The organism is Novipirellula rosea (assembly GCF_039541335.1).
Taxonomy (GTDB): Bacteria; Planctomycetota; Planctomycetia; order Pirellulales; family Pirellulaceae; genus Novipirellula; species Novipirellula rosea.
Genome location: NZ_BAABGA010000050.1, coordinates 133,431 through 150,065, shown reverse-complemented (window position 1 = coordinate 150,065; position 16,635 = coordinate 133,431). Strand labels below are relative to the sequence as shown.

The window sequence follows — 16,635 nt, the reverse complement described above, 5'->3', positions numbered from 1 at the left end:
GGTGTCCCGGGGGGCCATACGGTGCCTCGGAAGGATTGCTCTCTAGTCTATTTGCCTATCGCGGCAATGCCACTGTTTCGTCCGCGAGAACTGCAAACAAATGCGGCCCAGGCGTAGGGATGGCTGCGAAGTCCCGAATCCGCTGACGACAGCATGTCGATCTGAGCCCCGCGAATCGCCTCAGTGACCGATTTTCCTTGTCGCCACAGATGGTCGTAAAAACGCTCTACGAACGCGACGGTGGCGGCATCATCCACCGGCCACAGCGTTCCGATCACGTTTTCAGCCCCGGCGGCGTGGAAACTGCTGAACATGCCCGCCATCCCCTGTCCCGCCTGAGCCTGTCCCAGTCCTGATTCACACGCACTGAGCATTACTAACGAGGTTCGCGACAGATTCAGTTGTCGGATCTCCGCGGCGGTCATGTACTGATCCTCTTCGCTGGCGGTTTTCCCGTCCTCCGTCGTCGCCGGAGCCACAATCAATCCGGTGCTCAGCAGCGTGGTAGCGCCACTGATCGCGAAGGCGTCGGCCGTGTTCTCGCGTCGAAAAAATCCGTGCGTGGCTAAATGGATAAATTCCTGGCCGACCATCGCACTGGCCAATGCCGCTTCGGTAGCCTTGGTGTCGGACAGTCGCATGACACGAGCCGATGGGAATTGTTGGTGAAACAACGCTTCGACTTGTTTTGCTTCGGTTAGTGACCCTGGCAGTGCTGGCCATTGACGTGTAAGGGGACCGTAATCAATCCCGCCGGCGACTAGCAGCGACTTATTCGCATCCTGGTGTGCCTCTGCGGTGATGTTTGCACGCTCTACATCGCTGGCCAATTCGATCGCGACCTGTTCGATCCAGTAACCATCACGATTGACAGCCGGAAGCGCGGCCCATGGAACCAGGTAGAACATCGAATCGCCGCGAACGCGAAGTTTCGAAAACGGCATCTCGCAATCCAGCAACGGTTGTTGAACCAGTCGGGCGACGGTACCGGCAGCGACGTCTCTATCGGGCAGTTGTTCGATGATCGTCTTACGCCAACGCACGATCGCAGCATCAATGTTTTTGGCATCACCAAAGGAGACACGTTTGACACGGCCGCGATGGTCCATCACAAACGCGACATAGTAAGACCCAGCACCGATCCAGCCTCCTCGGGTTGGAGTGACAAATACACGAGTCTGCAGAATGTCCAGCATCAATTCGTCTTTGGAAAGTTGCAACGCAATCGTATCAACGGTCGGTTGCTGATCGCGTGGCTGAACTTTCTTGTGCGAAACGCTCCGCCGAATTTCTTGAAGTTGATCTTCAAGATCTGCAATCTCTTTTAACAAGCCGCGGCGGCGAAGCAGCGAGACACGCCGAAAGTAGGCTTGATGCAATTGCTGCATCAACGCTTGCTCACGCTGCATGATTCCAGCATCGGTCGATTCCTTGAATGCCTGATCGTATCGGTCGGCAAGTCCCTTCCATCGCAGCACGACGTTGTATTGATCGGCGTCGGGAATCTGCAATTGCGGAGCGAGTTCCAAGAACGTGTCCAGCGTCCCAGGCCAGGCCACGCTTTCGGGATGCACGCGAGCTTCTTGGATCAGTGCGAGTCGATCGCGAGCGGACGGTGATTTCGCCAACGCCTGGCAAACTCCTTGATAGGCCAAGTCCTCCGCTTGGATGACCCACTGACTGGCGGCAGCCAAATCGCCTTGCAAGCACGCCACGCGGGCTTGGCACGCAATTGCTTCGCTGTAGCGAGGGTGGTGAACCGAATAGTGCGTTTTGAAATGTTTTGCAGCCTCCGAGAAGTGTTCTGCGGCTTGCGGTAGATTCTCCTGTGCCATCGCGATCCAACCCAGATTGATTGACGATTCTCCAATCTTCAAATCAGCGGGGTCCACGTTCGCTTGGTAGATTTGCTTTGCCGACTGCGTCAACTCCGCGGCTTTGTCAAAATCGCCTGTCAAGTAATAATTGATCCCCAAGTTGTTGGCGACGTTGGCGGCACGAAGCGGATCGATATTCTTGTTGGTCTGGAGCGTCTTTTGCGCGTCGATCAATTCATTGCGAGCAATAATGAAATCGCGGTCCCCTTCGATCGCCTTGGCCAAATTGATTCGCCAATCGGTGGCGGATCGCAGATCAGGGTTCTGTTGCTGAAACGCACGTGAGGATTCCAGCAGTTTGCGGGCCTCGCGATAATCGCCCATCTGCAGCGCCACGAGCGCTAACATGTCATTGGCAATCATCGGCAAGTCGGGACGCCCGGTTCGTTTCGCTTGCCGTGAAAACTCTCTCGCAGCGTCGTAGGCTTCGGCGAGTTGTCGGCGTTTTAAACGCAGCGTGACCACCAAACTCCAATATTTGGCTCGCCACTGCGCCGCGACCTGATCGTCATCAATGACACTGCGAAGCTCGCGGAGCACGGTTTCGAGCGAATCATCCATGCCGACTCGCATGCAATACTCTGCGAGCGCCAGCCGAACGAGACGGGTAACGCCGACCGGGATTTCAGCGGACGTCATTGTCTGTTCGACTTCGGCGAGCCGCTCTTGCAGCAGCGTGAAGTTCTGTTGGACCGAATTTTTTGGTTCCAGGTTCGCGAGTTGCGAGAATGCCAACGCGTCGATCACCAACGATTGAACTTCGTCGTAAAGCGCACGCTGCTCATCGGTCAGTCCGATTGATTCGGCAAGCGTCTCGACCGCTCGCTGCAAATTTATTTGCTGCTTAATCGCATCGATCCGCACCAAGTAGGCCATCGAAGTGACACGGCCCGCCGAGCCGGGGGCGGCATCGCGAGCCGCATCCGAGAGCGTTTGAATCGCTCGGTCGGGTTGCCCCGCGTCAAAGTCGATTTGGGCAGCAATGATCAGGTAACGAATCCGCTCGGGATCGTCGACGGCAACGTCCTCACTGACTTTACAGAGTTCCAAAATCTGTTCGGTCGCTTTTGCTGCGGCTTCACGGTCGTTGGCGGATAGTGACTGCATCGCTTGGTCACGTAACTCGGTCAAACGATCGGTCGGTACCTCGGCATTCAGACTGCTGCAAAACGTGAGTGCAAGTAGTAGTGTCGTTATTCGCTCCGCGAACTTGCGCAATGATCGCGGAGCGATCAACGACAATAGGTGACAAGGCAAACTCATTGCGTTTGGATCGCGATGGCGACGTTGCTATCGGGATGGCTGGTGACCAACAGTGCCGCTAACTCTGATGCTTCGGCAAGCGACTCTTTGTCGGTGTCGCCTGAGAGTAAGATATCAATCAGCGACCACAGAGCGGTCAAGTCCGTTGGATTTTGGTCGAGGATTGCCAAGTACGAATCCATTGCGGTGATGGGATCGGATCGAACAAAGCGTGCGTGGTCGCCCGCCAATTCATCAATGGTCAGTGGCGAATCTCGCTTGGGATCACGTTTGGCGTAGGCGTCACTTAGCGTTTGTTTGAGTCTTTCCTCATCGCCGAGTTCGTCATAACAGCTTGCCTTCAAAAGATAGGCTTCAAGGAAACCCGGCGAATCGGCAATCGCGTGATCTGCGGCAGCTAGGATTGCTTTGCAGATTTCTTTTCGCTTCGCGGCATCTTGGATCGTGACGACGTTTCGCAGTTGTTCCGCCGCACGGGTCCATTGCTTGATCGCTGCGATCGACGCGTTGGGAGCCGACTCGATTGCATTTCGGTTCTTCTCTGGCAACGCGTCAAAGGTGTTCATTACTTTGGTTCGCGTCTTCATCGCTGCGGTGATCACGGCATTGGCAGCATCGTCAAGCGAAACAACGGTGGGTTCAGCGGCGGCATCGTCTTGGACTAGCACCATCTCGATCGCTGATGGCTCGCGTGATTGGCAAAAAACAAGCAGTTCGATCTCATGTTTCTTCGCGACCGATCGTGCCTCGACCACCGTCGTGCAGTCGGCGAACAAGCGATCGGTGGTGTGGGTGTCGACCAACACAAGTTGCTCGGAAAACCGCATCCCTTCGCGTACCAAGGTTCCAAATACGCCGACATCACTAGACGGGTCTTGCGAGGCGGCAAGCACCACCACGGCGATCCGCTTTTTACCCGCGAGCAACATTTGGGCATTGGTTTTGGCTTCTTCGCTCATTGCCAACGAGCGGAAATCGGTCCACACCGGTCCGCGACTTAAACGGGCAGTGCGAGGGCGGCTGGGGCTGACCGACGGAGTGATCATCGTGCTGGCAATTGTGGCGGCAATCATCAATTGATGAAAAAACATTGCAATAGGTCCAAGCATGAAGGGAGGAGGGATCGTGTTGGGTAACGCAACGGCGCCAGCAAGTCAGGACGTTTCTATCGTATCCAAACCCTGCAGTGCCTGCTCTGCATTCTGGCGAATTTCCTCAGCCCAATCGAGTGTTTCGTTGGTCTTGGGCAGCGTTTCGATTGCTTTGCGTAAACTCGCCGCCGCTGCGGCCGGTTTGCTGCTGAGGAGCGATGTTCCCAAGGCAAGATGCGCTTGCGCGGCACAACGGCGAAACGAAAGCTGCACTGAGTTTTGCAGTAACATTTGGTCGGCTAACTTGACGGCATGTTCGTACTGTGAAATCGCAGCGTCCAGGTCACCTTGGTCGATTAGCAAATTACCCAGTCCCGTTAACGCCAACACTTGTCGTTCTTTGAGTTGTGGGATCGCAGGATATTTTTCCACCATGCCCGAAAAGAATTTAATCGATTCGGAGAACAGCGATTTCGCTCCGTCGATGTCTTGCACGTCCAATTGAAGATGCTCGGCATAGTTTCGCAGCAACAACGCGTATTCTTTTGCTGCTGCAACATCGTTTGGATCGCGGGTCACCAGCCAACGTGCTTGCTCGATTGCATCTTGATAGCGATCGGCGATCCGTTTGTCGGTGGTTTGGTTGACCCACATCAATTCCAATCTCGCTAACGCCTCATTGTTCAACGCCCGTGTTAATTCAAATCGAATGTCACGCGTCAATCCAGGCTCGATCGACTTGTCCATCGCATCCCGCAGTGACCGAGTTGCCGATTCGAACGATTCGACCGCGGGCAACCATCGCTGCTCGTCAAACGCGATCACCCCTTTTTGAATCATCGCTTGTCCTCGCAATAACAATGCTTCGGCCGACGTGCGTGAATCGACAACGACCTGATCCACAATCGGCATCGCTTGTTTCAAACTCGCAGTCGCCGCAGCCGTGTCGCTCTGGTCGCCATACAAACGACTGCTTTCGATCATCACCCGCGCCAGCATCCTGTGGTCTTCTTTGGTGTCCAATTCACGTAGGACTTTGCTGGCGTTGGCGAGCGAAGCGAGGGCACCGGGAATCAGGCCTAGTTCGCGTTGCACTTTGGCAAGCTCGAATGAGACGGCGGCAGATTCACGTCGCAATTCGGGTTCATGCGACGGGAACTCTGCCATGCGTTGATACGATTCCGCGGCATCGGTGAGCAGTTGTTCACGGACATCGGTCGCATCGGGGACCTCTTTGAGCCGTTCGCTCGCTCCGGTTAATAAACGGTCGGTCGCTTGGCGAGCCAATTTGTATAGCTGGGTCGCTTCGCCGCGGGCTTGCTGTTGTTGTTTGCGTGCTTGGTTGATGCGGTGTACCGCGAACAAACTGGTCAACGTTAACAGGATCAGCGAAACGGTTGCCCATCGCACAAACGTTTCGTGTTGTCGTTTCCAGCGGTACAGACGTTCTAGCCTCGACTCTTGATAAGCCAACACCGGTTCGTCATCGAGCCATCGCTGCAGGTCGTCTCGCAACTCCGCTGCGCTTTGATAGCGATCCTCTCGCAATCGTGAAATCGACTTGGCTGCAATTGCGTTTAGCGAGCGCGGAGTCGTTTTCTGTACTTCGATGGCCGGGGGGATTGATCTCGACTCGATGGCTTTGAGTGCTTGAGTCAGACTCATGCCCTTGCAAGGCGGATCGCCGGTCAGGATTTCGTACAACATCGCCCCGATACTGTACAAATCTGAACGACTGTCGATGTCTTGCGTTCGTCCGTTGAGCTGCTCGGGTGGCGCGTAGGCGATCGTCCCCATCGCGGTGCCGACTCGCGTATCGTCCAACTTTGAACTGCTGACGGACACGGGCGACTCGAGCAAGGATTCGGTTGCGGCAATCGTCGATGGATATTCGACTTCACTGCTGCCCGTGGTTTTTGCCAAACCCCAATCGATGACCAACGTTTCACCGTAGCGGCCCAGCATCACGTTGTTGGATTTCAAATCGCGGTGCAATACGCCGCGGCTGTGGGCATAGTGCAGCACGTTGCAAACGTCGATCAACCGCTGCAAAAGTTGACGCAGCCGCGGCCCGACAAACGATTCTTTTCCCGCAGCGACCGCTTCGTGAAATTGTTTGATGTGATTCCGCAGTTCGCTGCCGGTGATCAACCGCATCGCGTAATACGGGCGTCCGTTCACTCCGGTGCCCATGCTGTAGATCGGGACCACGCCGGGATGTTCTAGCAGTCCGGTGACTTCGGCCTCTGCACAAAAGCTGTCGCGATGCCGAGGGTCGTCAGCGCATTGGTCGCGAATTTCTTTGAGCGCGACTTCGCGATTCAGTTCGGTGTCAAAGTAGATTGAAACGACCCCGAGTCCACCGACCGCAAGCGCTCGGCGAAATTGATAGCGACCCCGCTGTTCGGGCTGAGTTTGACTCGGCTGGGTTTGGAACGGGTCTTCTCCGTCCATCGTTTCAGCGTTCACAACGGATACAGACATTGAAGGGGGTGAACATGGCGGGCGACGAAACCGCCCATCTTGTATCGGCCGATTGTACATGATTTTCAGTTTCGCCGTGGCGACCGGTCGTCGCCGTGATTGCCATGATTCCCCGCTCGGTTCGATTGACGATCAATCAATTTGCGTTGCGGCAGTGGTCTCAAATCGATCACGCCGTTTGTCGTTGGTAGGTTTATTTCCTCCGTTTCAGCTGACAAGCAAACTGAGAGCGGGAAATACGAACCGCGAGGCACATTTCGAGGTGATCACGACCAGGTTCGGCGCGCGAGTTGCATTTTCGCTGTTCCTCGTACAAGTGATCGATCAAAGCAGGAGAACGCGTGTGGTGTCCCTGCTTTTCTCCCCCCCTCCCCTTCTATCAACTCAGGTAAAACTAACATGAGACAACTACTTACTGCCGCAGCTTGTTTGGGCGCCCTTGCCGCCGGTGCCGTCGTCGGAGCACAAGACATCGCAGGCAATGCCGCTTCACAAGTCGGCGGCGCGTTGGACCGTGCTGCTGGACAAGCACAAAACGCGGCCGGACGAGCTCAAGACGCAACTCAAAATGCTGTCAATGGTGTTCGCAATCAAGCGAACTCCGCCGCCTCGCAAGCTGGCAACCAAGTCGATCGTATTCAAGGTGCGACGACCGATGGTTGGAACAACGGAGGCACTCAGCGAGGTGTCACCAATGGTCAAGTCGGCGTCGATGGCCAAGCAAATGTGAATGGCCAAGCCAACGTAAACAGCCAAAACGGAGTCAATGCGAACGTTCAATCGTCGCAATCGCTTAACGCACAGAACCGAGCCGGAGTGAACGGCAACGTCCAAAACTCGGTTGGCGTCAACGGCCAAGGTGCTTATTACCACGGTCAAAACCAACAAGGTTTCCACGGTCAAGGTCATAGCTATAACCAAGGATATGGTTATGGCGGCCAATCGTACGGCTACCATGGTGGCCAAGTTTATGGAAACCAGTATGGCTCGTCGTACGGCGGAACTGCCTACTCGAGCGGTTATGCAGGTACCGGCTCTTACGTGGGCGGTCACTCCGGTAGCGGTGTCGTTCACACGCTGCGTCACGATGCCAGCGGTCGCGAATATATCTGTGTCGGTGGACAACGTGTCTATTTTGATAATGTCGCTACCCAAAACGACAGCTACCAAGCTGGCTATGGAAGCTACGACCAAAGTGGCGAAGCGGTGAACACCCCCGAAGCCATGCAAAACGAAAGCATGCAAAACAATGCAACCGGTAACCAAGAAGAAGAATTCTCGGCACCGGCTCTTCCTTCGGCGGATCAAAACACCGACGCTAACGTTCAAGCCGGAGCGGATGCTTCGGTGAATGGCAACGTCGATGCCGGCAATGTAAACGCTGGTGATTTGAACGCGGAAAGTGCAAACGCAGCTGGCGTTGGCCAAGACGGTTCGGCTGAGGTTGAAACCGGAGTCCAAGCTGCCGCCAAAAACAATGCGACTCAAGAATAGTCGCAAATCTAAAACGTAACTCGATCAACGTCCGCACTGCCTTCACCGAAGGGGGTGTGGACGTTTTTTTTGAGAATTTGGTTTTCTCTTCTTCAATAACTTAGCAACACAATCAACAAGGTAACAACGAATGAAGACACTTAAACGAACTCTATTGTTGGGCGCTGCGATCACGACAGCGCTGACGACCATGCCCGTGCAAGCTCAAACGCAACGGGCGCTCGAACGTCGCGCCGAACGCAACGCTCGGCAATTGCAACGACAAGCCAACCGAGCCGACTACTATTCGCCCGGAACGTGGCAAAATCTCAATCCGTGGATTCGAGAAAATGGTGTTGCCCCGTTGGCACGCGCTGCCAACGCGATCGGCCAAACTGTGGACGCCGCCACTCGGATCGGAGATGGCCAATTTGGGTATCGAGACAAATCGGCTCAAAACACTTGGTTCTACGACTACTACACCTATACACCCACCTACTACACCCAGCGAAGTGACGACCGTTATGCCGGAGCGATCCGGTATTTCGATGCGGACAGTGACGGTGTATACGATTCGCGATCCTATTACCGCGACAGCGATGAAGATGGACGCTACGACGAATATGATCGCTACGATTTCTATAACGATGGAAATAGCGAAGCGAAGGTCCAAGTCGAAGTAAATTCAACTGCTGGGAACGAGCCACATAATACGGATGCCCGCGACACCTATCGCGGACCCGAGGATGCTCGTCGCCATAATGTTCAAGGCGAAATCGCGTTTACGAAAAAAGCGAAGGTCAATGGCAGCGATAACCTACTGGTGGGGATCAATGACGAGAACGAAACCACGCTCGCTATTGACCTTGGCCCGGTCGATTCGCTTCGCGGTCAACATGTCGAGGTCGGTAATACGATCACCGCTGTCGGAGTCTACGAAACGATTGGTGAAAAACAGCTGCTTCTCGCCGACAGTTTTCGTATCGAAGGTGGGCAAAGTATCGAGGTTGATCGTGCTGCCGGCTTAAATTTGACCGGTGAAATTGTTGACATCAAGAGCACCCCGATCGGTTCGACCGATCATTACATTGCCGTGGTGTCGATCGATGGCGAGCGTCAACTCGTCGATTTTGGCCCCACCACGACTTACAAAGTCAAACTCCAACCCTCGACAAAAGTTACGTTGCGAGGCGTGCCTGTGCGTGCTCAAGAGCATCGAGTGATCTTAGCCGAGCAGGTGCGAATCGGCGGCGAGACTTTCAATATCCAGCCCACCCAATTTGGTTCACAGCAATAGCCCAGAACCGCTGGGATCTCAATTGAGTTTTTCGCGAACGCGGTGGCTGCTTTTAGCGGCGACCGCGTTCGTTGCATTCCCAAGATAATGGATGATCCTCCGCAGGAATTTGCTTAAGTAGTAACAGATGCAAGGCCGGATTGCGTAGCCTGGGCTTCCAGTCTGGGGTTGCTGTGGTTCCCAGGCTGGAAGCCTAGGCTACGTTACGAGATCTTTGGCAAGCTAGCACATCGCAAAGTCACTTTTACTCCATCCCATATTAGGCTTCCCGTAATGCGTTGACGATGGGCACGGTGGCGGCTTGGACGGCCGGAGCAAACCCGGCAACCACGCCGACGACGAGCGAGGTGAGGGTTCCCGAAATGGCAAGGCTAAGCGAGGGCCGAAATGCGATCGTGGCTCCCTCGGCTCCAATCGCGAATCCGCCTAACCCCAATGCGGCCAGCGCCAACGTCGTGCCGGCAATCCCACCGACAAGACACAGAAGTGTGCTTTCGGCCAGCACCAAACGCATTGCTCGTAGCGGACGCACACCGATCGTTTGCAACACCGCGTACTCTTTGATGCGGTCCTGAACACTCATCACGGTCGTGGTCGCGACCAACGACAGCACTAATCCGACACAAGCGTAACCCAACCAGTGGGCGAAGCCGATCAAATCAACCAGATCCGACAACGTGCTTGCTTGGAACGCACCCTTGCGACGTGTCTTTGTCGCAACCGATCCGGCGCGAAGCGTTTCGTCAATTTCCGCAGCAACGCGGTCGGGGTCAGCATCGTCGCTTAACAAAACTTCGTGCTGCGTGACCAATCCGGCAGCGTCCAGTCCGCGGGTGTACTGCAGGAACGCCAAACTGGTGTAGATCAAGTTCTCTTCCGAAGGGACGGTCGACGCGAAGATACCCGCCACCTTGACCGAGATGTCACCGATCGAGAACTGGTCGCCGGTCTTTAATCCGCGACGCTGTGCAACATTGCGACCGACGATCGCAGCATCGCGTTGCGACGCAAATTGCTGCCAATTGCCTTCGATCAATGACAGAGGACGAGTGGCTTGAATCTGCTCAGGATCGGCTCCGTTGAAAACGACAATGTCCAAACTCGCTCGGCAATTGTTGGTCCACACTTGGATCGGCATCACATCGCGGACGCCTGAGATTTCTTTGATCTTGCTTGAATAGTCCTCGGGCAATCGGCTCGTGGTGGGACAAAACCGGTTTTCTTGGAACACGATCAAGCTGCGGTCGGCATCAGCACCGCTGGTCAATCGCCGCAAACCTTCTTGCACCGAGCCCACGAAACAGAACACGAACATCGCCACGGCGGCGCCGGTGACGGTCAACAGCGTCCGCGTGCGATGACGCCATAGCGTTTTTAGAATGTAAGAAGTCATAAGGCGAAAGTTGGTTAGGAGCTTGTGGAGGCACTTTCCAGGAATTTGCCACGATCTAAAACGAGTTGCCGCGATGCAATTTTCGCTGCATCGGTATCGTGAGTGACCATCAACATCGTGATGTCGAGTTCTTTGTTCAGTCGTTGCAGCAAGACTTGGACCTGCTCGCTGGTTTCGGTGTCCAGACTGCCAGTCGGTTCATCGGCAACGACAACTTTCGGGTGCGCGACGATCGCACGCGCGATGCCGACCCGTTGTTCTTGACCGCCGGAGAGTTGACGTGGATAGTGGTCCGCTCGATCGCTCAACCCCACCGCTTCTAATGCCAAATTGACTCGTTGGCGACGCTGGGACGACGTCAGTTTTAGTAGCAGCGTTGGCAGTTCGACGTTCTCGTACGCCGTTAATACGGGAATCAAATTGTGAGTTTGGAAGATGTAACCCAGGTTAGCAGCACGCCAATCCGCAAGTTTACTGCGAGACAATTTTGTGATCTCCGTCCCATCGACCACGATGGTTCCGGAATCCGGGCTGTCGATGCCACTGACCAAATTTAAAAGCGTGCTTTTGCCGGTCCCGCTCGGTCCCATCAGCGAAACGAACTCGCCCGACTGGATATCCAAATCAATATCGTCAAGCGGGGTGATCGTCTCATCCCCTTTGCGAAAGCTCTTGCAAACGCCTCGTAGTTCCAATAATGCCATCTCGTTCTCCGCAATTATACGTGTCGCGTTCGCGTTACTTTCCGATCGTTTGCTCTTCGCCTGTGACGGTCACATGGTTGCCCGGTTGCAAGCCATCCAGTCCCGAGGCAATCAGTTTGTCGGTCACGTTCAATCCCGACTGAATTTCAATCAAGCCTTCGGCACTTGGGGGACCGACATCGACACTGCGCTGCAGGGCACGCTGATTAAAATCGACGATCCAGACAAACGAACCCGTGTCGCCCGATTGGATCAGTTGTTTGGGGACAAACAAACGTTCGCTCTGCATCCGATCGTCCGTTGTTTCAGCAACCGTCGGTGCCAGGAACGTTGCCGTGACTAACATCTCGGGGCTGACGGTTGGCGGAGGATCGATCAGTTCGACCTTCACCTCCAATGTGTTCTTTTGGATATTTGCCGAACTTGTCGTCTGCAGCACCCGCCCGTGGATCACGGCGTCGGAGGAAGCTGTTTTGATTTCGACGCTTTGGCCACGAATCACCATTGGGACATCTTCGAGTCGCACGTCGGCCCGTACCTGTAGCCGCTCGGGATCGTACATCTCGACGACTGTGCTGGATCCTTGTCCCGACGGACCATCAATTCCGGTGACCCGGGTACCAGGCGAGGCGATCAGGCTGAGGATACGCCCGTCCATCGGGGCAAGCACCGTGTTTCGCTGCAGAGTCAATTCGGCTTGTCGCAGTTTCAGTTTTGCTTCGTTTCGCAGTCCGATTGCCGAGGCGACCTTGGCTTCGGCCTCCTGCATCTGCCGCGTTTCTTCGACCAACAATTCAAGTTGTTGCTGCAATGCATCGACCTTTCCCTGCAACGCTTTGACTTCACGCTGGATGTGAGGGCCTCGCTGCTGAAGCTCTTGCAGGTTGGCGTTTGCTGCTGTGTATTCGCTCTCGGATTGCCGGACAATACGCCCTGCAATCGCCGCTTCGGCTGCTTGCTTTCCCTGCATACTGCTATGCGAGTATTCGACTTGAGCTTGGGCCGCTTCGATCAGGAAGGGCAATTTTGCGAGCTCGGTTTTTGCATTGGCCAACCGGCTTTGAGCTTCTGCCAAGGGAACTTGCAAATGAACCGGGTTCTTTAAACGAATCTTTGCGGCATCCCGCTCGGCAATCGCACGATTGAGCTCCCCTTCGCGGATGGCGAGCGAGTTCTTCGCTTGCTCGACGTCCAGCTCCGCATCGATCGCGATTAAACTCGCGATCGGTTCCCCCTTGGTGACGCTTTGCCCTTCGACCACTAATAATTCTTCGATTACCCCTGATGCCAATGCGGCAACACGGATCGCGGTCGGTCGCGGTTCGATCCAGCCCGCCGCCTGAAACAGTGGTGTTCCCGACGGTTGCAGCTCGGCCCGCTTCACGATCACCGGCACGACCGTGACCGATTGTCGAGGCAACAGCCGTCGTCCGGCAGCTGCTCCGAGCAGCATCACGAAGCCAACAAGAATCCCAATCGGCACGACGTATCGCGACACCCAGCGTTTTCGCTGCGGCCGGACTGGTTTCGTTTCACGGTTAGGCGAACGATCCATCGCGAGTTGGCTGAGATCAAGTTGGCTGTGGTTCATTTGGCATCGATTGTTAGGAGAGATGAGAATAGGGGAGTTTGCTGCTTCCCCCTCTTTCTACTCAGTGCGGACGAAGACCTTGCTTGCCGCGACGGTCAAGTTTCCTTGATCATCTCGCTTCGCAGTGCCTTGCACGACGACGGTGGAAAGCTCTTTCACGTTCAACAGCTCTCTTGCATCGCTGGCGACCGGTTTGCCGTTCTCGTCCACCACTTTCACCGTTGCGATGTTGTCTTTGACGGCGTCGGTTTCACAGCAGTAATCCCACGGGGTTGGACAACCTTCGTCGGGTGCACAATAAGGCACTTTGGCATCGACAATCGTGAACGCGGCCAGACCCTCGACGAAGGGTTTACTCGAGCCGCCGATCAGTCCCACCAGCGTGACCGATTCCTCGTCTTTCACACTTTGCCGAGCATCGCCGACCGCCATCGCACCCTCAGGTTCCGTGGTGCTGATGTATTGTGAATTGCCCGCTGCATTCGCATCGGGTTGTGCTGCAGTTTCGGCTGCAGGATTGCAACCAGCGACGAGCAAACACAGACCTACCAAACTAAACATCAATTTCATTTCAAACCTTTCAATCTCTTTGAAAAAACAAACACTTGTTAAATGGACTTTAAACTTGTCGCGACCTCGGCCTTCAGTGCCTTGATCGCGGGCGGCAACGCTCCGAGCACGCCTAACAACAGCCCCACCCCGCATCCGATCAGGATGGCCACGCTATCGATTCGCAGCGTGAACGCTCCCATCGTGAATCGCACTGCCATGCCGTTGAGCATCGTCAGAGCAACGGCACCTGCCAGCAGCGAGCCCGACGCGGCCAGCAGTACGCCTTCTTGAATCAGACTGATCAAAATCGCACGTCGCCGAAATCCGATCGCTTGCAGAGTCGCCAATTCTCGGACTCGGCCCGCCACGGCGCCATACATCATGTTCAACCCTGCAAAAATTCCTGCGGCAGAAACCAGTACAACCACGAACCACGCCAGCAAACGGACCGGTTTGTAATGTTGTTGTAGCGTTGCGTAGTAATCGGTTTCGCGGATCGCACGCAGTTCCAAATCGGTGCGTTCTTTACAGAACAGCTCGACTTCGGCTGCGGAAGACCCCGGGGCAAGCAGCATCGCAACCAGGCTCAAGTCTTGGCGTTTGGTTGCGATTTGGAAATCTTCCAACGGGCACCAAATCTCGGATTCGTACGCGGCACCTGCGGCAGCGAATTGGCCGCTAATTCGCCAAGATCTCCCTTCAAATTCAATGTTCTTTCCAATGCTCAACGCCGTTTCGGAACTGCCAAGTTTTGCAGTGGCCAACCGCCCCACGATCACTTCCCCTTGCTCGGGCCAATCGCCTTGGATCAATTTCACGGATCGTCGCACCAGTGGTGCGGTTAATTTGACGCCGCGAACCAATCCCAACCCGCCCGCTCCATCCTCGGTTTTGACACGTGTGCCCAAATAGAGCTCCGGTGAAACGCATGTCACTCCAAACCGTTTTGCGGCTCCGTCCAAACTGGCGACCAGCAGTGATGGGGTGCGAGCGGCAATCGAAGAGTTTTCAATGTTCTCTTCCGAGTTCACGGAGTACACCAACACCACGTCAGGATCGCCGCTGACCTCGAGCGATTGTTCCAGTCCACGAATGAATCCCACGACGACAAACACCAACATCACGACCGTTGCCAGAGCAACGAGCGTCAGTGCGGTACGCAGCGGCCGTCGAGCCAGATTGCGAACGCCGTATTCCCAAGGAAGAAGCATGATTGAACGTGTTGGAGTGATGGAAGATTGTGTCGTTCTAACGCTCGCGGCGCGAGTCAGAACAGCTAAAACTTTTGGAGTTTCTGTGATTTTTGGTTGCGTTAGTTTTCTGCCACCTCTCCCCCAACTTCGTTGGGGGAGAGGTCGAATGGAGCCTTCAGCGACATTCGGGTGAGGGGGCTGACCGAGCAACTCGGTAACCGACGAGAACGCCGTTTGCACCGGAATTGCTCGGATGATAGCGCGGTCGCCCCCTCACCCGAGCAACGCCTAAAGGGCGTGCTCGACCTCTCCCCCGACTTCGTCGGTGGAGAGGTAACTGCAGCAAGGGCCCGAAGAAAAAGTTACCCCAATGTACGATGTCAACCCAAAACTTTTAGCAGTCCAGACTTTCGCCGCACCGCTACAAAACCAACGCATTTCGTGCCAATGACTATGTCATCGAGCTAGCGAAGATTCCTGCAGCAGACGTCAATGGAAGCTACGCGAGCCCCATTTCTTGCCGCAGGCGCTATTAAAAAGAGGGTTGAATCAAATCAACCAAGATTGGTGCGCAATCCGCGCATCGCGCCCGTAGGGAGAGTGTTTGCACGGCGTTTGACGCATCACGGCGTCAAAGCGGCTCGGTGCTGCGACGATGACTTGCAGTACCGGAATCCAATCCACGATCATGCTTGCAGTGTCGGGCAATTCCACACCTGATTCGAGTACCGCGCCTTCGCAGATGCAATTTTGGCAATTGCATTCACTCTCGGACGGTTGCTCGGAGGGCTGCGAAGTGGGTGCGTTCTCACAATCAGAACAGCAACAGCACACGGGCGTTGCAGATTGGTTGCCCCCCGCTGCATTCGCTTCACACGAAAGGCAACGCACTGGACACGCCATCAAAAGGGCGATCAACAGTAAGGCAAAAAGGGGGCTCTTCATACAATTCAGTCTAGTCTCGCGTTTTCGCGAGAGCAAGAGCAGTCAGCCTAGCGATCGGCGCACGCCGGCTACTCGGTTATCAACTTCAGACGTTCGATTGACGTTAGTCCGGGGCTTCCGCCGCGTCCGCCCGATCCCGATGCGGTGTAGACATGGTCTCCGACGATCGCGAATCCTGAACCATGTCGGCCTCGCTCGAGCGACGGCCAATCTCGCCACTGACCGGTTTTGACGTTGTACGCTTCGACTTGATCGTGCGCCGTTTTTTGAGTCGATTCGCGGCCGCCGATCACAATTTCCTCGCCCCACGCCATTACCATGTTGCCGGCTCGCGGGGTTGGCAACATTGGCGATGCCGATTCCGGCAACCACTGATCGGTTGCAAAATCGTAGACGTCGATCGGTTTAACGGTTAAGTCAAAAACTTGTCCCGTTGTCTTCAAACGCAACCAATGTCGCCTCGTGACGCGCCGTCGGCGCACCAGTCGACTCGAGTGTTTCCCATTGCCACGATTGTCCGTTGGCAATCGAGAAATTGAAGAGACAGAACAGAATCGTGAGCCGTAAGACGCGTTTCATTTCAGTCTCTTCGTTGTTTTGAAGTTGCGTTTTTGTCGTTTTTCCCGGCGAATTCATAACCCGAAGCGTCAGCGAGGGACCGCGTCAAGATCGATATTCTCTTGCCGACGCTTCGGGTTACGATCGTGATCTCCCCGTGAAGGCCGTTTGGATCACGGGGAGATCGATAGAGTTGCCATCGAGTTTGATTGCT

12 protein-coding genes are annotated in these 16,635 nt (G+C 55.1%); 2 read left to right on the top strand and 10 right to left on the bottom strand.

The window, feature by feature from the left end; translation table 11 throughout:
* Positions 1-47: 47 nt before the first annotated feature.
* The 3 genes from ABD971_RS20890 to ABD971_RS20880 form a co-directional block, all read right to left on the bottom strand.
* Entirely contained in the window at positions 48-3,140 is a 3,093-nt protein-coding gene (locus ABD971_RS20890; protein ID WP_345325252.1) for a CHAT domain-containing tetratricopeptide repeat protein, read from the bottom strand.
* On the bottom strand, positions 3,137-4,231 hold the full coding sequence (locus tag ABD971_RS20885; protein WP_345325250.1) for a tetratricopeptide repeat protein: 1,095 nt from the start codon (positions 4,229-4,231) through the stop codon (positions 3,137-3,139). Before ABD971_RS20885 ends, ABD971_RS20890 begins: the two co-directional genes overlap by 4 nt.
* Positions 4,232-4,294: 63 nt before the next feature.
* Positions 4,295-6,715: a protein kinase domain-containing protein gene (locus ABD971_RS20880; RefSeq protein ID WP_345325249.1), complete on the bottom strand. Its 2,421-nt coding sequence runs from the start codon at positions 6,713-6,715 to the stop codon at positions 4,295-4,297.
* A gap of 399 nt (positions 6,716-7,114) precedes the next feature.
* On the opposite strand from ABD971_RS20880, the gene ABD971_RS20875 reads away from it, so the two are divergent.
* Entirely contained in the window at positions 7,115-8,209 is a 1,095-nt protein-coding gene (locus tag ABD971_RS20875; RefSeq protein ID WP_345325247.1) for a hypothetical protein, read from the top strand.
* A 130-nt stretch (positions 8,210-8,339) separates the two neighbouring features.
* Entirely contained in the window at positions 8,340-9,485 is a 1,146-nt protein-coding gene (locus ABD971_RS20870) for a hypothetical protein (protein ID WP_345325245.1), read from the top strand.
* Positions 9,486-9,744: 259 nt separating this feature from the next.
* On the opposite strand, the gene ABD971_RS20865 is transcribed toward ABD971_RS20870, so the two are convergent.
* The 7 genes from ABD971_RS20865 to ABD971_RS20835 all read right to left on the bottom strand — a co-directional run bounded on the left by ABD971_RS20865 (position 9,745) and on the right by ABD971_RS20835 (position 16,442).
* Entirely contained in the window at positions 9,745-10,878 is a 1,134-nt protein-coding gene (locus tag ABD971_RS20865) for an ABC transporter permease (RefSeq protein ID WP_345325243.1), read from the bottom strand.
* 14 nt (positions 10,879-10,892) lie between these two features.
* Positions 10,893-11,582, bottom strand: coding sequence for an ABC transporter ATP-binding protein (locus tag ABD971_RS20860; RefSeq protein WP_339942489.1), 690 nt, complete (start codon positions 11,580-11,582; stop codon positions 10,893-10,895).
* 34 nt (positions 11,583-11,616) lie between these two features.
* Positions 11,617-13,173 carry an efflux RND transporter periplasmic adaptor subunit gene (locus ABD971_RS20855; RefSeq protein WP_345325240.1) on the bottom strand — a complete coding sequence of 519 codons (1,557 nt, stop codon included), beginning with the start codon at positions 13,171-13,173 and terminating at the stop codon, positions 11,617-11,619.
* A gap of 57 nt (positions 13,174-13,230) precedes the next feature.
* On the bottom strand, positions 13,231-13,743 hold the full coding sequence (locus tag ABD971_RS20850; protein WP_345325238.1) for a hypothetical protein: 513 nt from the start codon (positions 13,741-13,743) through the stop codon (positions 13,231-13,233).
* 38 nt (positions 13,744-13,781) lie between these two features.
* The gene (locus ABD971_RS20845) at positions 13,782-14,936 is read right to left on the bottom strand and encodes an ABC transporter permease (protein ID WP_345325236.1); all 1,155 of its coding nucleotides are present in this window, start codon (positions 14,934-14,936) and stop codon (positions 13,782-13,784) included.
* Positions 14,937-15,931: 995 nt separating this feature from the next.
* The gene (locus ABD971_RS20840; RefSeq protein WP_345325234.1) at positions 15,932-16,312 is read right to left on the bottom strand and encodes a Kelch repeat-containing protein; all 381 of its coding nucleotides are present in this window, start codon (positions 16,310-16,312) and stop codon (positions 15,932-15,934) included.
* Positions 16,281-16,442: a hypothetical protein gene (locus tag ABD971_RS20835; protein ID WP_345325232.1), complete on the bottom strand. Its 162-nt coding sequence runs from the start codon at positions 16,440-16,442 to the stop codon at positions 16,281-16,283. Before ABD971_RS20835 ends, ABD971_RS20840 begins: the two co-directional genes overlap by 32 nt.
* Positions 16,443-16,635: the final 193 nt, after the last annotated feature.

Excerpts from the sequence above, each read along its gene's own strand:
- ABD971_RS20880 (WP_345325249.1), bottom strand. The coding sequence starts at position 6,715 with ATGTCTGTATCCGTTGTGAACGCTGAAACGATGGACGGAGAAGACCCG.
- ABD971_RS20890 (WP_345325252.1), bottom strand. The coding sequence starts at position 3,140 with ATGAGTTTGCCTTGTCACCTATTGTCGTTGATCGCTCCGCGATCATTG.
- ABD971_RS20870 (WP_345325245.1), top strand. The coding sequence starts at position 8,340 with ATGAAGACACTTAAACGAACTCTATTGTTGGGCGCTGCGATCACGACA.
- ABD971_RS20835 (WP_345325232.1), bottom strand. The coding sequence starts at position 16,442 with ATGAAACGCGTCTTACGGCTCACGATTCTGTTCTGTCTCTTCAATTTC.
- ABD971_RS20875 (WP_345325247.1), top strand. The coding sequence starts at position 7,115 with ATGAGACAACTACTTACTGCCGCAGCTTGTTTGGGCGCCCTTGCCGCC.
- ABD971_RS20865 (WP_345325243.1), bottom strand. The coding sequence starts at position 10,878 with ATGACTTCTTACATTCTAAAAACGCTATGGCGTCATCGCACGCGGACG.
- ABD971_RS20850 (WP_345325238.1), bottom strand. The coding sequence starts at position 13,743 with ATGAAATTGATGTTTAGTTTGGTAGGTCTGTGTTTGCTCGTCGCTGGT.
- ABD971_RS20860 (WP_339942489.1), bottom strand. The coding sequence starts at position 11,582 with ATGGCATTATTGGAACTACGAGGCGTTTGCAAGAGCTTTCGCAAAGGG.
- ABD971_RS20845 (WP_345325236.1), bottom strand. The coding sequence starts at position 14,936 with ATGCTTCTTCCTTGGGAATACGGCGTTCGCAATCTGGCTCGACGGCCG.
- ABD971_RS20855 (WP_345325240.1), bottom strand. The coding sequence starts at position 13,173 with ATGAACCACAGCCAACTTGATCTCAGCCAACTCGCGATGGATCGTTCG.
- ABD971_RS20885 (WP_345325250.1), bottom strand. The coding sequence starts at position 4,231 with ATGTTTTTTCATCAATTGATGATTGCCGCCACAATTGCCAGCACGATG.